The following is a 16157-nucleotide window of genomic DNA, read 5'->3' as shown; positions in this document are numbered from 1 at the left end:
CGGCGCGATCTGTCCACGGTCCAGGCGGCGTCCGCGTCTGACGCAGGGCCGTGAGAGGGCTAAAGCGTTAATCGATGAACGCCTTCGCCCCCATGCCCTTTTCGTCGTCTCCGCTGGACTCCGGCGGCGTCAGTTCGATGCCGCACAATCTGGAGGCCGAGCAGGCGCTGCTGGGCTCGCTGATGTTCGACAACGCCGTCTTCGAGCGGTTGAACGACCGGCTGCGCGGCTCGCACTTCTACGAACCCTTCCACCAGCGGCTGTTCGACGCGATCGAGGACCATATCCGCCAGGGGCTGCTGGCCGAGCCCACCATTCTGATGGAGCGGTTCAAGCAGGACCCGGCGTTCCAGGAGTTCGGCGGCCTGCGCTACCTCGCCGATCTGGTCGACCGCGCGCCGCCCGCCGCCAACGCGCCCGACTACGCCCGCGTTGTCTATGACCTGGCGCTGCGCCGCGACCTGATCCGCATCGGCGGCGACATGATCAAGGAGGCGCCCAATCCGGAGACGCCCGCCGACGAGCAGATCGAACAGGCCGAACAGACCCTGTATTCCCTGGCCGAGACGGGCAAGCCCTCGTCCGGTTTCGTCAGCTTCTCCAACGCCTTGTCCGGCGCCGTTCAGATGGCGGCCGAAGCGTATCAGCGCGAGGGCAAGCTGGCCGGCCTTGCCACCGGCCTGAACGATCTGGATCGCAAACTGGGCGGTCTGCACCCCTCCGACCTGCTGATCCTCGCCGGCCGTCCGTCGATGGGTAAGACGGCGTTGGCGACCAACATGGCCTTCAACGTAGCGCGCGCCTATCAGTGGGAGCCGACGCCAGAGGGCCGCAAGACGGTCAACGGCGGCGTCGTCGCTTTCTATTCGCTGGAAATGAGCGCCGAACAGCTGGCGATGCGTATTCTGGCCGACGCGTCCGGCGTGTCCTCGGACAAGCTGCGCAAGGGCGAGATCGACGCTACCGACTTTGGCAAGTTGCGCGACGCCGCGGTCGAGATTGGCGAAAGCCCCCTCTACATCGACGCCACCGGCGGCCTGTCCATCTCCAAGCTCGCGGCCCGCGCGCGCCGCCTGAAGCGTATGGAGCATGGGCTGGACCTGATCATCGTCGACTATCTGCAGCTGGTTACGACCGGCAACAGCGGGGGTCAGAAGAACCGCGTGCAGGAGGTGTCCGAAATCACCGGCGGTCTGAAGGCCTTGGCCAAGGAGCTGTCGGTGCCGATCATCGCCCTGTCGCAGCTGTCGCGTCAGGTTGAGCAGCGCGACGACAAACGCCCGCAACTGTCGGACCTTCGTGAATCCGGCTCGATCGAGCAGGACGCCGACTGCGTGATGTTCGTCTATCGCGAGAGCTACTACCTGGGCCGCGCCGAGCCGCGCGAGGGGACCGAAGAACACCTGCAATGGCAGCAGGACATGGACCGCCTGCAAGGCCAGGCCGAGGTCGTCATCGGCAAGCAGCGCCACGGCCCGATCGGCATCGTCAAACTGGCCTTCGACGCCGACACCGTCCGCTTCGGCAACCTGGCGCACGGCTATGAAGAGGTCAGCTACGAGTAGCCTCTTCCATCGGCGCGGTGTTGGCGCATAAGGACGCCATGACCGCATCGCCCCTCGCCGTCCTCTCCGTCGATCTGAACGCCTTGGCGCGCAACTATCACACGCTGGAGGCCGTCAGCGGCCAGCCGGTGCATCCGGTGGTCAAGGCGGACGGCTATGGACTGGGCGCGCAGGCCGTGGCGACGCGGCTGATGGCCGAAGGGGCGCGGACCTTCTTCGTGGCGCGGGCGGCGGAGGGCGTGCGACTGCGCGCGGCCTTGGGCGCTGACGGTCCGGTGATCTATGTGCTCGACGGCTGTCACGGCGACGATGCGGCGATGCTGAAGGCGTCGGACCTGCGGCCCGTGCTGAACCATCCCGCACAGATTCAGGCTTGGCAGGCGGCGGGCGGCGGAACCTGCGGCCTGCAGATCGACACCGGCATGAATCGGTTGGGCATTCGACCCGAGGACGCGCCCGAGGCTTTCGAAGGCCTGGCCCTGGTCCTGACCCACCTCGCCTGCGCCGACGAACCGGCCAATCCGATGAACCGGCGCCAGCGCGACGCCTTCGCGGGCGTGCTGGATCGCTACCCGGGCGTGATCCGCTCGTTCGCCAACTCCAGCGGCTGTTTCCTGGGCCCGGACTTCGCCTTCGACACCGTGCGCCCGGGCATCTGTCTATACGGCGGCGGACCGGAGGGGCGGCCCGATCCCCGCATCGCACCCGTGGCGACCCTGACGGCCGAGGTGCTTCAGGTCCGCGACGTGCCGGCGGGCGAGAGCGTCGGCTATTCGCGCGGCTATATCGCCGAACGCTCGATCAAGGTTGCGACCGTGGCCGCCGGCTATGCGGATGGATTGCTGCGATCCTATTCGCCCAAGGGCGCGGTCTGGATCGCCAACGAGACGCGGCCGCTGCTGGGTCGAGTCTCGATGGATGTCTGTGCGGTGGACATCACCGGCCTGGACGTCGCGGTCGGCGATCCGGTCGAACTGTTCGGCCCGAACCGCCTGTTGGACGACGCCGCGGCCGCGGCCGGGACCATCAGCTATGAGCTGCTGACCTCGATCACCCCCCGCGTGCCGCGCGTCTATTCTCAGTAGCCGGCGCCCATTCCCGCCAGGCCGGCCATGCCGACCGACGCGGCGACGAAGCTCATCGAAATGGCTCCGACGATCGCCGAGATGATGAAATACATCACGACGCCGGCGATCACCGTCACGATGAAATAGCCGACCTTCTTGTCCTCCGGCACCTTCATCAGGATCGGCAGGCCGACGAACAGCAGATAGAAGCTGTACAGGCCCAGGATTGCCAGGATGCCCAGCATCGGGATCAGGCCGAACACGCCCGCCAGCCAGGCGGCGGTCCAGGAATAGACGGCCAGCTTCATGGCCTGGACCTTATTGGCCGTCCCGCCGAAGTTCGGCGCCAGCGCATTGATGATCAGGCCCACCAAGAAGACCCCCAGCAAGGACATGCCGTAGCTGACGAGCGCCACGACGATCGCGCCGACGATCGACAGCTTCATGCCCATGATCGGCATCAACTGACCGCCGAGCAGCGAACAGACCGGGCCGATCGCCGCCAGGATCATCGCATAGCGGGTGAACAGGCTTTTGGTCGTGGCGAACTCGCCGTCGATCTTCAGCCATTCGGACTTGGGTTGCAGCAGTATGCCCTTGACCCGCGCGACCAGGGCCGGATCGACAGCGGGTTGGGAGTGGGTCGTCGGATCGGTCATGACAGGCCTCGGCGAGAGAAGATGGGCGGATGTTGACGTTGCGTCGCTTCAAGAAGCAAGGGTGTGCGACACATTCTCAATCCCTCAATATGGCAAAGGTTGCGCCTGCGACCGAAACTGTCGTGAGCCGACGCCATGTCCGGCGCGACCGTTCGATCTGCTAAGGAAGCCCATGGCTCGCGATTCCGCCGTCTATGTCTGTCAGTCCTGCGGCTCGGTCCACAGCAAGTGGTCGGGCCAGTGCGGCTCCTGCGGCCAGTGGAACACCTTGAGCGAAGAAAGCCGCTCGGCTCCGCCGGGCGCGATCAAGCCGTCGGCGGCAGCTTCGGCCCGTACGCGTGGCGTCCAGTTCGAAACGCTTCAGTCCGACACGCCAGAGCCGCCGCGCATCACGACGGGCGTGGCCGAGTTCGACCGGGTCTGCGGGGGCGGCGTGGTGCCCGGCTCGGCCATCCTGCTCAGCGGCGATCCGGGCGTCGGCAAGTCGACCCTGTTGCTGGAGGTCGCGGCCAAGGCGGCGCTTCGCGGTTCGCGCGTGGCCTATATCTCGGGCGAGGAAGCCGTCGAGCAGATCCGCGCTCGCGCCAAGCGGATGGGCTTGGCCGATGCCCCGGTCAATCTGGCGGCGGCGACGGCGTTGCGCGACATCCTGGGCACGCTGAAGCGCGAGAAGTTCGACATCGTCATCATCGATTCGGTTCAGACCCTCTGGTCCGACGTGCATGACAGCGGCCCCGGCTCGATCACACAAGTCAGGGCTTGCGCGGGCGAACTGGTGCGTCTGGCCAAGAGCGACGGCCCCGCCATCGTTCTGGTCGGCCACGTCACCAAGGACGGCCAGGTCGCCGGCCCCCGCGTCGTCGAACACCTGGTCGATGCGGTCATGACCTTCGAGGGCGAGCGCGGCTATCCGTTCCGCATCCTGCGCGCCGGCAAGAACCGCTTCGGCGCCACAGACGAGATCGGCGTGTTCGAAATGGGCGACGCCGGCCTGCGCGAGGTCGCCAACCCCTCCGCCCTCTTCCTCGGCGAGGGCAAGGAGCGCGCACCGGGCGCCGCCGTCTTCGCCGGGATCGAAGGCTCGCGGCCGGTGCTGGTCGAGATGCAGGCTCTGGTGTCCAAGTCCGCCTATGGCACCCCGCGTCGCGCCGTCATCGGCTGGGAGACGGGGCGTCTGGCCATGGTTCTGGCCGTGCTGGAGGCGCGCTGCGGCTTCGGCTTCGGCGATCAGGACGTCTATCTGAATGTCGCCGGGGGCCTGCGCATCAACGAACCGGCGGCCGACCTCGCGGCGGCGGCGGCCCTGATCAGTTCGGCGACCGGCGTGTCCCTGCCCCAGGGCTGCGTCGTCTTTGGCGAAATCGGCCTGTCGGGCGAGGTCCGCAGCGTCGGCCGCGCCGAGGCCCGCCTGCGCGAAGCGCAGAAACTGGGCTTCGATCAGGTGCTCGGCCCGACTTTGACCGCCAAGACCAAGAGGGTGAAGGTGACGTCCGTGACGCGTCTGACGGATGTGGTCGAACGAATCTCGCAGAACCGCTATTAGACCCTGGTAGCAACCGCAGGATCCCGCACACGTGACCGGATACGACGTTTTCGCCATCGTGGTGATCCTGTTTTCCGTCGCCGCCGGCTGGGTGCGCGGCGGGGTGCGCGAGGTCATCACCCTGCTCAGCGCGACCCTGGCGGCGCTGGTCGCCCTGATCGCCCTGCCCTGGACCGCCGGCGTCACGCGCGCCTTCGTCGATCCCGAATGGGCCGGGTCGATCCTCGCCGCCGTCCTGACCTTCTTTGTCGTCTATTTCGGCCTGCGCCTGGTCGGTTCGATGATGTCCAAGAGCGCCAAGGACCATCCGCACCTCGGCGTCATCGACCGCATCTTCGGCGTGTTCATCGGCGGCGTCCGCGCGCTGGTCCTGATCGGCGCGGTGCATCTGGTCATCGTCGCAGCCCTGCCGGGCGAGCGCACGCCGCTTTGGCTCGCAAATGCAGCCCTCTATCCGGTCAGCGCCATGGGCGCGCGGATGATCCAGATCGTCCTGCCCAGCATCGGGCGCGGCGCCGACGCCATCACGCCCGTCGTGGATTCGTCCGTACGCCGGGGCTTTTCGGACGACGAAGCCTTGCCCCCGACGCAATCACAGCCTAACTCGCCGCGCGAAGCCGCCCGTTAAGTTCCCCCCGGTCATCGGAGCCCCACGATGCGCCACCATATCGCCGATCCCGTCGTTCACCGCGAGCACTGGCGCGAGCCGGAGGATGACCAGCTCCGTCTGGAATGCGGCGTCTGCGGCGTCTGGGGCGCCGACGAGGACGAAGGCTCTTCCGTCGTCGCGCTGGGTCTTCACGCCCTTCAGCATCGCGGCCAGGAAGCCTGCGGCATCGCCAGCGTCAAGAACGAGCGCTTCTATACCGAACGCCACCAAGGCCTGGTGGGCGAGGCCTTCGGCGGCGCCGACCTGATGACCCGGATGCCCGGCCGCGCGGCCGTGGGCCACACCCGCTACTCCACCGCCGGCGGCAGCTTCCTGCGCAACATCCAGCCGATGTTCGCCGATCTGGACCAGGGCGGCATCGCCATCGCCCACAACGGCAACCTGACCAACTTCAAATTCCTGCACGCCCAACTGGTCAGCGAGGGCGCCATCTTCCAGTCGACCTCGGATTCCGAAGTCATCCTCCACCTGATTGCGCGCAGCCGCAAAGCCAAGATCGTCGATCGCTTCACCGACGCCCTGGCCCGGATCGAGGGCGGCTACGCCCTGGTGGCTCAGACGCGCACCAAGATGATCGGCGCGCGCGACCCGCTGGGCATCCGCCCGCTGGTCCTGGGCCAGTTGGGCGACGGCTGGGTTCTGGCGTCCGAGACCTGCGCCTTGGACATGATGGGCGCCTCCTTCGTGCGTGACGTCGAACACGGCGAGATCGTCGTCATCGACGACAGCGGCCTGCGCTCGATCAAGCCCTTCCCCGCCCGCGCGGCGCGTCCGTGCCTGTTCGAATACGTCTATTTCTCGCGCCCGGATTCGGTCGTGAACGGTCGCTCCGTCTATGAGGTCCGCAAGGAAATGGGTCGCGGCCTTGCCCGCGAACTGGGCGTCGAGGCCGACATCGTTGTGCCCGTGCCCGATTCCGGCGTTCCCGCCGCCCTCGGCTACGCCCAGGAAAGCGGCATCCCCTACGAAATGGGTATCATCCGCAGTCACTACCTGGGCCGCACCTTCATCCAGCCCAGCCAGGGCGCCCGTCAAAAGGGCGTGCGCATGAAGCACAGCCCCAACAAGTCGGCCCTGGCCGGCAAGCGCGTCGTGCTGATCGACGATTCCATCGTGCGCGGCACCACCTCGCTGAAGCTGGTTCGCGCCGTCCGAGCTGCCGGCGCCACCGAGGTCCACCTGCGCTCGGCCAGCCCGCAGATCCTGTTCCCCGACTTCTACGGCATCGACATGCCCGAGCGCGCCCAGCTGCTGGCCGCAAACAAGACGCTGGAAGAGATGCGCGACATGCTGGAGGTCGATTCGCTCGGCTTCCTGTCCATCGACGGCCTGTATCGCGCGATGGGAGAGAGCGGCCGCAACGCCGCCGCCCCGCAGTTCACCGACCACTATTTCACCGGCGACTACCCCACCCGCCTCTTGGATCGCGAGATCGAGGAAGGCGGCCGCGAGTTCGGCGCCAAACAGCTGTCCTTGCTGGTCAGCGCCTAGGGCGAAACCTGAGCGCGCGGGCCTTGGCTTGAGGGTCAAGGCCGCGCTATCAGCGGCCATGTCCGAACTCCCCCTGAAAGACCGCATCGCCCTCGTCGTCGGCGCCTCGCGCGGCATCGGTTATGAGAGCGCCCTGGCTCTGGCCAAGGCTGGCGCCCACGTCATCGCGACGGCGCGCACGCAAGGCGGTCTGGAAGAGCTGGACGACGCCATCTTCGCCGCCACCGGCCGCCATGCGACCTTGATTCCGTTCGATCTGGTGGACGGCGGGGCCATCGACCGGCTGGGCGGCGCCATCTTCGAACGGTTCAAGAAACTGGACATCTGGGTCCACTGCGCCGCCACCATGGGCGCCTCGGGCCTGACGCCGGTGTCGCACGCCGACCCGCGCGAGTTCGCCAAGGTCGAAAAGACCAACTTCACCGCGGTCTATCGCCTGATCCGCTCGCTGGAGCCGCTGCTGCGCGCCTCCGACGCCGGCCGCGCCATCCATTTCACCACCAGCGTCGCCAGCGCGCCCAAGGCCTTCTGGGGCATGTACGCCGCGACCAAGGCCGGCGCCGAGGCATTGGTGAAGGCCTGGGCCGACGAGATCGAAAGCACGCCCGTGCGCGTCAGCATCGTCGATCCCGGCCGCATGCGCACCGCCATGCGCGCCCAGGCCTATCCGGGCGAAGATCCGTCCGTCCTGCCCCACCCCTCCGAGATCGGCCCGCTGGTCGTCGAACTGTCGAAGGCCGCCGCCACGCCCCCGCTGACCATCAAGTTCCGCGACTGGGCCTCCGGCCCCTCGGTCGACGCCTTGATCTAACGATCGCCGATCAGCGGCAGGCGGAGCGAAGTCAGAATTTCCGCCAACTCAGCCGGCCAGATCGTCTCCTTGGATTGGCGGATGTCGTCGAGGCTCCACCAGCGGTGTTCGGTCAGAACCCTCTGCTCCTCGTCCGTCCAACCCTTGGGCGACAGGACGAAGTCGTCGGTGCGCAGCAGGAAGAACCTCTGATCCACATCCGCCATTCGACCGTCAGGCAGGCGGAAGCTGACGCGGACCTGGGCGACCTGCGGGCCGGGGTCTTCGACGACCAGGCCCGTCTCTTCGAACAGTTCGCGGCGCGCGGCGTCCTCAAAGGTTTCGCCGGCCTCGCACCCGCCGCCGGGCGTCGCCCAGAAGGCCGTGCCGGCAAGCGGTCCTTCGGAAAAGACGAAGTGGAACAGCAGCACCCGCCCCTGCCCGTCCAGGATCAGCCAACGCGAGGTGGGCCGGGCGGGAAGCGCGCTCTCGGCCTCGCTCACGCCGTCACTTCTTGGCGCCGCCCTTTTGGCCCGTGCGGATGCGGCCAGAGCGCGAGACCTGGCGAGCGCCGCCGCGCGCGCCCTTCTGGACCGCCACGGACGAACCGGCCTTTTTCGACGCGCTGGACTTCAGCCCGCCCAGAATCTTGGGCTGGGCCTTGCGGGTCTTCTTCTGCTCCAGCGCCTTGCCCGGCAGTTTGGACAGGGCCTCTTCCTTCTCGGCCTTCTTGACGCGGCGCGGCGCGGTCTTGGCGTCGCCCTTGTAGCGTTCCGGCCCGGACTTGGCGCCGCCTTCGGCATAGGGGTTCACGCCGCTGGACTTGACGTTCAGACGGATCGGCGTGCCCGGCAGGTCGAAGCTCTCGCGGATCGAGTTGACCAGATAGCGCTTGTAATGCTCCGGCATCGACTCGGCGCGGTTGGCCATCAGCACGAAGGTCGGCGGGCGGGCCTTGGTCTGGGCGATGTATTTCGGCTTGATCCGCTTGCCGTCCACGGCGGGGGGCGGGTGACGCTGGGTCGCCATGGACAGCCAGGTGTTCAGGTCCTTGGTCTTCACCTTGACCGACCAGGTGTCATAGGCCTGAAGCACCGCCGGCATCAGTCGCTCGACGCCGCGCCCGCTGTGCGACGACAGGGCCACGAACGGCGACCCCTTCAGTTGCGGGAGCTTGTCCTCGGCCATGCTCTTCAGCTTGGCCATGCGGGACTGGGGCTCGTCCTCCAGGTCCCACTTCGACGCGACATAGACCAGGGCGCGACCCTCGCGCTCGACCAGATCGGCCAGCTGCAGGTCCTGGGTGTCGAAGGCGTCGTCCTTGTCCATCATCAGGATGACGACTTCGGCGAAGGTGATGGCCCGGATGGTGTCGGCGACCGACAGCTTCTCCAGCTTCTCCTGCACCCGCGCCTTGCGACGCATCCCGGCCGTATCGACCAGGCGGATGTTCTTGCCCTCGAACTGCCAGTCGACCGAGATGGAGTCGCGGGTGATGCCCGCTTCCGGCCCGGTCAGCAGCCGGTCGTCGCCGATCAGGCGGTTGATCAGCGTGGACTTGCCCGCATTGGGCCGGCCGATGACGGCGATGCGGATCGGCTTGTCCGGCTCGTCGATCTCCTCGACGAAGATGTCCTGCGAGGCCGCGACGATGGCGGCATACAGATCGGCCATCCCCTCGCCGTGCTCGGCCGAGATGGCGACGGGCTCGCCAAAGCCCAGGGCGTGCGCCTCGCCGACGCCGCCGCCGCTCTCGCGGCTCTCGGACTTGTTAGCCAACAGGATGACCGGCTTGTGCACCCGGCGCAGGCGCTCGGCGAAGATCCGGTCCAGCGACGTCACGCCCTCGCGGGCGTCCATCATGAACATGACCAGTTCGGCGTCGTCCAGCGCGGCCTCGGTCTGCTCGCGCATCCGGGCTTCCAGGCTGTCGTCGGTGACGTCCTCGTATCCCGCCGTGTCAATCAGCGTCAGATCCAAGTCGCCGATGTTGCCGTCGGCGTATCGCCGGTCGCGGGTCACGCCGGGACGATCGTCGACGAGCGCCAGGCGCTTGCCGACGAGGCGGTTGAACAGTGTCGATTTGCCCACATTGGGGCGGCCGACGATGGCGACCTTCAGAGCCATGTCGGCCTTCTAGCTTAGTTTGGGCTGAAAATCAGCGGATGCAGATCAGTTGGCCGTTGTCGGTCAGCACATACAGCGCGCCGTTATAGGCGGCCGGCGCGATATAGGCCGGCGCGCCCAGCTTCAGCGTCGTCTGCGCCACGCCGGTCTTCGGATCGAAGGCGACGGCCTCGCCGAACGAATTGACCATCACCAGTCGGTTGGAGGCCAGCAGCGGTCCCGACCATTGCGGGCGGATGGTGCGACGGCCGAAGGTCAGGAAGCCGCCCTCGCGGCGCTCGCGGCCCTCGTTCAGTTCGCGCGTCCAGTAGATCTGGCCCGTGTCGCGGTTGGCCGTGATCAGCTGACCCGACTTGGACACCACGAAGACGGCGTCTCCCACCGGCAGGGGCGCGTTCACGCCCGTCACCGGCAGTTGCCACTTGGGCTGGCCCGAACGCAGGTCCAGCGCCGACATCACGCCCGAATGGCTGACGCCATAGACCATGCCGCGGCTGATGACCGGACGGCCCGCCACGTCGCGAACTTCCGACAGGGCGCTGGTGCGGCTGGTGCGCGACAAAGTCTCTTCCCACACGGCCTGGCCGTTCAGGGCGCTCAGCGCGACCAGCTGGCCCGAGGCGAACGGGGCGACGACGGTCGTGCCGCTGACGGCGGGGCTGGAGGCGCGCATGACGCGCGCCGGCTCGGCGATGCCGCGATAGGTCCAGTCCTGGGCGCCGGTGTTGGCGTCGAAGGCGAACAGCTGGCTGTCCACGTCCACGACGAAGACCCGGTTGCCCGAAACGGTCGGGGCGCCGTGGATCGGGGCGTCCACCTGCTGGGTCCAGACCACCGCGCCGGTGTTGACGTCCAGCGCCGTCATCGAGCGATAGCCGGACGAGACGAAGACCTTGCCGCCGCCGACGGCGACGCCGCCGCCGAAGCCGCCGTTGCGGTCACGATCGGCGTTCTTGACGTTGGCCTTCCACAGGATCGCGCCGGTGTCGGCCGAAACCGCCGAAACGGTCGATTCGCCGTCCAACACGAAGATCTTGCCGTCGGCGGCCACGATCGGCGCCATGACGTTGCCGACGTGGGCCGATCCCGAGCCGACGCCCCGCTTCCAGGCGATCTGGAAGTTCGGCGCCGCGATGACGTGCTCGACCAGGTTCTCGGACGTGCCGCCCGGCTGCGTCCAGGCCGTCACGGCCTGCGGACCCGGCAGGAAGAAGTCGCGGCCCGACAGGGCGGCCGACGGCGACAGGCTCTGTTCGAACTCCAGCACCGAGATGCGCTGGCCGGCCGAGGCGGTCGCGCCGGCGTCTTCCTTGCCGCCGCCCAGACCGAACGGCAGATTGCGGCGCACGGTGCCGCAGGACGCCATCGTTGCGGCGACGCCGCAGATCAGCGCGACTTTCAGAACTCGGTTCATCGGGGGCGTCCTGTAAGGGGTCGTCACTATTGGGCGGCCGGCGCGGCGGCGGGCGCCGCCTGAGCGGGTGCGGCCTGGGCCGGAGCAGCCTGAGCCGGTGCAGCCTGGGCGGCCGAAGGCGTCATCGCGTTCGCAGCGCCGGCGGCGGGCGGCGTCGCCTTGGCGGCGGCGTCGATGATGGGCTTGATGGCGGCGGCGGTGCCGGCGTCGATGGATTCCACGGCGATCTGGGCGCGCTGACGGATCGAGTCCGGCACGTCCTGACCCAGTTGCAGCAGCACGAAGGCCTCACGCGCTTCCTTGGTCTTGCCGTGTTGCAGGCGCGCCAGGGCCAGGGCTTCCTGGGCGAAGGCGTGCAGCGGGCGCTTGTCTTCGGCCAGCGGCGTCAGGCGCTTTTCGATCTCGGCCAGCGGCGCGGTGTCCATGATCAGGAAGGCGGCCTTCAGGGCGGGCGGGTCCGACAGGATCGGATCGCTGGACGCCTTGGCGGCTTCGTCGAACAGGCGGACAGCCTCGGGGAACTTGTTGGCGCTGACGGCCAGGCCGGCCTGCTGCTGCAGGGCCAGGACCTTGTAGGCGCCGTTGCCTTCCTTGATCGCTTCCTCGAAGGCGGTGCGGGCGTCCATCGGCTTGTCGGCTCGCAGGGCCTCCATGCCGCGATCATAGGCTTCGGCGGCCTTGGCGGCCTTGTTGGAGTTCAGGCTGTCCCAGCCCCACCAGCCCAGGGCGCCGATCAGGGCGACGACCAGCACCACGCCGAAAACGGGCAGCCAGGTCTTGGCCAGGCGCTTCATTTTGTCGGAGCGAAGCTCCTCCTCGACCTGCTCGAAGACATCAACCACTGAAACGTCGCCCCAAAATCGCGAAATGCAAACCGGCGCGGACCCTAGAAGGTCGGCTCCCCGCCCGCAACGTCGTCCGTTACTGCGAAGCCGGCTTTTTCGAGAAGTAGGTCTCGACTTCGGCAGGAAAACGGCGGGTTTTCACATCGCTGGCGAAAGCGGCCGCCGCGCGGTCGATCTCCGTGCGCAGATCGGCGTATTTGCGCACGAACCTCGGGGTCCAGTCGAACATGCCCAGCATGTCGTTGACCACCAGCACCTGACCGTCGCAGGCGGCCGAGGCGCCGATGCCGATGGTGGGAACGTCGATCGTCTCGGTGATCTCGCGCGCCAGCGATTCGGCGACGCCCTCGATGACGATGCAGAAGGCGCCGGCCTCCGCGACGGCCTTGGCCTCGGCCAGCACCCGGTCGCGCTCGCTGTCGGTCCGGCCCTTTGCCTTGAAGCCGCCCTCGGCCAGGATCGCTTGGGGTCGCAGACCGACATGGCCCATGACCGGAATGCCGCGCTTGACCAGGAAGGCGACGATCTCTGCCATTTCGATGCTGGTTTCCAGCTTCACCGCCTGGGCGCCCGTCTCCTTCATCACCCGCACGCAGTTGGCGTAGGCGACTTCCTTGCCGCCTTCATAGGAGCCGAACGGCATATCCACGACCACCATCGCCCGTTTGGCGCCGCGCATGACGGCCTGCCCGTGCAGGATCATCATCTCCAGCGTGACGCCCACGGTATTGGGCAGGCCGTGAACCGCCATCCCCAGGCTGTCGCCGACCAGCAGCACATCGCAGTGCGGATCCAGCAGGGCCGCCATCGGCGCGTCATAGGCCGTCAGGCAGACGATCGGCTCGCCGCCCTTGCGCCCTGCGATATCGGGCACGGTGATGCGTTTGACGCTCTCTTGGGTGTGGACGGACATCGCCGGGCCTCCTGACGTGAAGGGGTCAGATAGGCCCCTGCCCCGCCGGTGTCACCCTCGCAGCCGCGCTCACACGTCTTGCGACAGCTTCGCCACGCCCGCCGCCATCAGGGCGACCAGGGCGCCGGCGACGATCCAGAAGGCCATCATGCCCGAACCGTTCATCAGGTCCAGCGACCCGACGCCCAGACCTTGCAGGCCCAATCCGTCCAGGCCCGATTGCGCTGCGCCCTGCGCCGTGGCGGCCGCGGCTCGAAGGCCTTGCGCCAGGGTCGTATCGCCGTCGGCGGTGAAGTTGATGTTCACCCCCTCGCGCACCGCCAGCACGCCGCCGATCAGACCGGCCGCCGTCAGGGTCAGGGCGCGCCAGCGCGACCGCGTCTCCATGCGCGACTTGACCGTCGCCAGGAAGAGGGCCTCGTCCGGCAGGCTCGGCGCCTGGGCGAACAGCCTTTCGATCATCGGATCGAATTCGTCAGCCGACATGGACCGACCTCCCGCCTGAGCCGTGCGCCGGTTGAAGCCGCGCACGGAGTTTATCCAGACCACGTTTGACATGCGATTTCACCGTGCCAAGCGGCAAATTCATGGCTGCCGCGATTTCCGGATGCGACATCCCCGCGCCGTGGCACAGGGAGACGCAGACACGCTCGGTCTCGCTGAGCGTCTTCAACGCCTCGTCCAGGTCCATCAGACCGCCGCGGTCGACGACCACATCCGCTTGATCGGCCTCGATCTCGGCGACGTAGCGCGCTTCCTTGGCCACCCGCTTCAGATAGAGCCGCGCGGCGATCTTCTTGATCCAGCCCGCAAACGTTCCCTGCCCGCGAAACTCCGCGCACCGCTGGAACCCTTGCAGAAAGGCGTCCTGCGCCACGTCGTCGGACAGGGACGGCGTCGCCCCCATCCGGCGCAGCAGCCCCCGCACCGCCGACCCGTGCCGACGCACCAGTTCGCCATACTCCCGCCGACCGCCGGCCGCCGCCTGGGCGGCCAGCTCCACATCGTGGAAGTCGCGTAGAGACTTGCTCATCAGAGCTTCCCCCGCCCGCCGTGGTCAGTCCGCGCCCTTGTTGAAGAAGCTCAGGACGATGAAGGCCAGGCCGATCGTGACGGGAATGCAGGAGATGCCCAGCAGACCGCTGTCCAGATTGCCGTTGAAGTTCCCGCCCAGTTCGCTGACGACCGAGAAGGCGGCGATGCCGATGCCGGACGCCAGCCAGATGACGCCGCGCCGGATGTCCTTGGTGCGCGACGGCAGGCTCTTCTGCACGTCCTTGGTCATGACGTCGATCAGTTCGGGCGGCAGTTGCTGGCCCTTGTCCACCGCATGGCGGATGGTTTCCTGCATGTCGCGCTTTTCGCGATATTTCAGAACCTGCGGGCCGAAGACGATGGCGGTGATCGAACCGAAGACGGCGAACATCGCGAAGATCGGAACAAAGCCTTCCATGATGAGTATCCCTTTATCCGTTGCAGCAGCCTGATGCGGCGGCCTTCTGATCACAAGAGGCTGACCGACGCCTCAACGGATGCGCGGCGCTACGTGAAATCTTCGTAAGGTCGCCGTTTCGGCCGCCGCCTGTTCGGTCTAGGGTCCGGTTTCATCAATCTCAGGAGCGCGTCCCATGGCCCACGTCACCTATCGCATCGTCGAACATGACGGCGGCTGGGCCTACAAGTCCGGCGACACCTATTCCGAGACCTTCGCCAGCCACGACGACGCCAAGGCCGCCGCTGTCCGCGCCGCACGCGAGCAGCGCGTGCCGGACCAGACCGCCGCGATCGAATACGAGACCGCCGCCGGCGAATGGGTCACCGAAAGCGCCGACGGCCACGACCGCCCCTCGACCGACGTCGAGGGCTGAGGCCGAGATGATCCCCCGTCGCACCCTGCTGGCCGCCGCCGCGCTGGCGCCGCTGGCAGGCTGCGCCACGGCGCCAAAGGCGAAGACGCCCGCCGAACTGACGCTCGTCACCTTCAACATCTGGCACAACATGGGCGACTGGGCCGCCCGCCGTCCGCTGCTGGTCGCCGCCCTGAAGGCCCAGGACGCCGACGTCATCGCCCTGCAAGAGGTGCTGGAGGACGCCAATGTCGGGCTGGAGAACCAGGCCCGGATGCTGGCGCGCGAGCTGGGCGGCTATCATGTCGCCTTCGTCTCGACCGACGCCGAGGGCGCCCCGCGTCGCTATGGCAACGCCCTGCTGACCCGCCTGCCGGTTCTGGCCGAGGCCTCGACCAAGCTCGAGCCGCTAGACGATTTCCGCACCGCGCTTCGGCTTCGCGTCGCGGTTCAGGGTCGCCCGGTCGATGTCGTCGTCACCCATCTGGCGTGGCAACAGGACGCCGGCCCGGTCCGCGCCCGCCAGATCGCCTCCCTGCTCGGCTGGCTGCCGCAGGACGGCACGCCCCTGATCGTCATGGGCGACTTCAATGCGACGCAGGAGGATTCCGGCCTGGCGACCCTGACGGGTCCCCGCTTCTTCAGCGCCCTGCCCCGCGGTTCGGTCCCGACCACCCTGAACCCCGCCAAGGGTCACCCCGAGCGCGTCATCGACCACATCTTCGTCGAACAGGCCGCCTTCATCCCCGGCGAGGCCCGTCGCTTCGGCGATACGCCGACCAACGGCGAATACCCGTCTGACCACTTCGGCGTCGTCGCGACCGTCCGTCTCAGGTGAGCGCCGAGGCGTAGGTCTCGGGCTTGAACCCCACCAGCCGCCGATCCCCCAAATCCAGCACAGGCCGTTTGATCATCGACGGCTGGGCCGTCATCAGCGCGATCGCCTTTGCCTTGTCGATGTCCGCCTTGTCGACTTCCGGCAGTTTTTTGAAGGTCGTCCCGGCCCGGTTCAGCACCGTCTCCCACCCGTGCTCGTCGACCCACTGGCTCAGCCGCCCCGCATCCACTCCAGCCTTCTTGTAGTCGTGGAAGACGTAATCGACCCCGTGCTGCTCCAGCCAGACCCGGGCCTTCTTCACCGTGTCGCAGTTGGGAATGCCGTAGAGGGTGTAGGTCATGGGGCTCTCGAAGGTCGTGGATCAAGCGAATGCAGCCGCTTTCGCCCC

General features: G+C 67.5%; 18 protein-coding genes. 8 read left to right on the top strand and 10 right to left on the bottom strand.

Annotation, left to right across the window (positions count from 1 at the left end):
- Positions 1 to 74 precede the first annotated feature (74 nt).
- Together HF680_RS08500 and alr are read left to right on the top strand one after the other, a co-directional pair.
- Positions 75 to 1565, top strand: coding sequence for a replicative DNA helicase (locus HF680_RS08500; protein WP_055754947.1), 1491 nt, complete (start codon positions 75 to 77; stop codon positions 1563 to 1565).
- Between the two features lie 38 nt (positions 1566 to 1603).
- Positions 1604 to 2650 carry an alanine racemase gene (alr, locus tag HF680_RS08495; RefSeq protein ID WP_185224747.1) on the top strand — a complete coding sequence of 349 codons (1047 nt, stop codon included), beginning with the start codon at positions 1604 to 1606 and terminating at the stop codon, positions 2648 to 2650.
- On the opposite strand, the gene HF680_RS08490 is transcribed toward alr, so the two are convergent.
- Positions 2644 to 3291, bottom strand: coding sequence for a Yip1 family protein (locus tag HF680_RS08490; protein ID WP_185224746.1), 648 nt, complete (start codon positions 3289 to 3291; stop codon positions 2644 to 2646). The genes alr and HF680_RS08490 overlap by 7 nt on opposite strands.
- 172 nt (positions 3292 to 3463) lie before the next feature.
- On the opposite strand from HF680_RS08490, the gene radA reads away from it, so the two are divergent.
- From radA to HF680_RS08470, 4 genes are read left to right on the top strand one after another with little or no spacing between them, the layout of a single operon-like run.
- On the top strand, positions 3464 to 4834 hold the full coding sequence (gene radA, locus HF680_RS08485; RefSeq protein ID WP_185224745.1) for a DNA repair protein RadA: 1371 nt from the start codon (positions 3464 to 3466) through the stop codon (positions 4832 to 4834).
- A 31-nt stretch (positions 4835 to 4865) separates the two neighbouring features.
- A complete protein-coding gene (locus tag HF680_RS08480; protein WP_185224744.1) occupies positions 4866 to 5462 on the top strand; it encodes a CvpA family protein in 597 nt (198 codons plus the stop codon).
- 27 nt (positions 5463 to 5489) lie between these two features.
- A complete protein-coding gene (gene purF / locus HF680_RS08475) occupies positions 5490 to 6995 on the top strand; it encodes an amidophosphoribosyltransferase (RefSeq protein ID WP_185224743.1) in 1506 nt (501 codons plus the stop codon).
- Between the two features lie 58 nt (positions 6996 to 7053).
- Positions 7054 to 7806 carry an SDR family NAD(P)-dependent oxidoreductase gene (locus HF680_RS08470; RefSeq protein ID WP_185224742.1) on the top strand — a complete coding sequence of 251 codons (753 nt, stop codon included), beginning with the start codon at positions 7054 to 7056 and terminating at the stop codon, positions 7804 to 7806.
- Here the strand turns inward: HF680_RS08470 and HF680_RS08465 are convergent.
- The 8 genes from HF680_RS08465 to HF680_RS08430 form a co-directional block, all read right to left on the bottom strand.
- Positions 7803 to 8288: an NUDIX hydrolase gene (locus HF680_RS08465; protein WP_185224741.1), complete on the bottom strand. Its 486-nt coding sequence runs from the start codon at positions 8286 to 8288 to the stop codon at positions 7803 to 7805. The genes HF680_RS08470 and HF680_RS08465 overlap by 4 nt on opposite strands.
- Positions 8289 to 8292: 4 nt before the next feature.
- A complete protein-coding gene (gene der, locus HF680_RS08460) occupies positions 8293 to 9912 on the bottom strand; it encodes a ribosome biogenesis GTPase Der (protein WP_185224740.1) in 1620 nt (539 codons plus the stop codon).
- A gap of 31 nt (positions 9913 to 9943) precedes the next feature.
- Complete coding sequence (locus HF680_RS08455; protein ID WP_185224739.1) at positions 9944 to 11326, bottom strand: PQQ-binding-like beta-propeller repeat protein; 1383 nt, start codon at positions 11324 to 11326, stop codon at positions 9944 to 9946.
- Between the two features lie 26 nt (positions 11327 to 11352).
- On the bottom strand, positions 11353 to 12120 hold the full coding sequence (locus HF680_RS08450) for a tetratricopeptide repeat protein (protein WP_205196155.1): 768 nt from the start codon (positions 12118 to 12120) through the stop codon (positions 11353 to 11355).
- A gap of 127 nt (positions 12121 to 12247) precedes the next feature.
- The gene (gene panB, locus HF680_RS08445) at positions 12248 to 13084 is read right to left on the bottom strand and encodes a 3-methyl-2-oxobutanoate hydroxymethyltransferase (RefSeq protein ID WP_185224737.1); all 837 of its coding nucleotides are present in this window, start codon (positions 13082 to 13084) and stop codon (positions 12248 to 12250) included.
- Between the two features lie 69 nt (positions 13085 to 13153).
- On the bottom strand, positions 13154 to 13570 hold the full coding sequence (locus HF680_RS08440; protein WP_185224736.1) for a hypothetical protein: 417 nt from the start codon (positions 13568 to 13570) through the stop codon (positions 13154 to 13156).
- Positions 13560 to 14117: an RNA polymerase sigma factor gene (locus HF680_RS08435; RefSeq protein ID WP_039245240.1), complete on the bottom strand. Its 558-nt coding sequence runs from the start codon at positions 14115 to 14117 to the stop codon at positions 13560 to 13562. The genes HF680_RS08440 and HF680_RS08435 overlap by 11 nt, the downstream gene beginning before the upstream one ends.
- A gap of 24 nt (positions 14118 to 14141) precedes the next feature.
- Positions 14142 to 14537 (bottom strand): DUF6249 domain-containing protein, encoded by a 396-nt coding sequence (locus HF680_RS08430; RefSeq protein ID WP_039245241.1) that lies wholly within the window; start codon positions 14535 to 14537, stop codon positions 14142 to 14144.
- 175 nt (positions 14538 to 14712) lie between these two features.
- Between HF680_RS08430 and HF680_RS08425 the strand changes: the two genes are divergently transcribed.
- Positions 14713 to 14952 (top strand): DUF2188 domain-containing protein, encoded by a 240-nt coding sequence (locus HF680_RS08425; protein WP_017506104.1) that lies wholly within the window; start codon positions 14713 to 14715, stop codon positions 14950 to 14952.
- 7 nt (positions 14953 to 14959) lie between these two features.
- Entirely contained in the window at positions 14960 to 15769 is an 810-nt protein-coding gene (locus tag HF680_RS08420) for an endonuclease/exonuclease/phosphatase family protein (RefSeq protein WP_185224735.1), read from the top strand.
- On the opposite strand, the gene HF680_RS08415 is transcribed toward HF680_RS08420, so the two are convergent.
- Positions 15762 to 16109, bottom strand: coding sequence for an ArsC family reductase (locus HF680_RS08415; RefSeq protein WP_185224734.1), 348 nt, complete (start codon positions 16107 to 16109; stop codon positions 15762 to 15764). The genes HF680_RS08420 and HF680_RS08415 overlap by 8 nt on opposite strands.
- Positions 16110 to 16157: the final 48 nt, after the last annotated feature.

It is taken from the genome of Brevundimonas huaxiensis, from assembly GCF_014218725.1.
GTDB lineage: Bacteria > Pseudomonadota > Alphaproteobacteria > Caulobacterales > Caulobacteraceae > Brevundimonas > Brevundimonas huaxiensis.
This window is presented reverse-complemented; position numbering and strand designations above follow the sequence as displayed.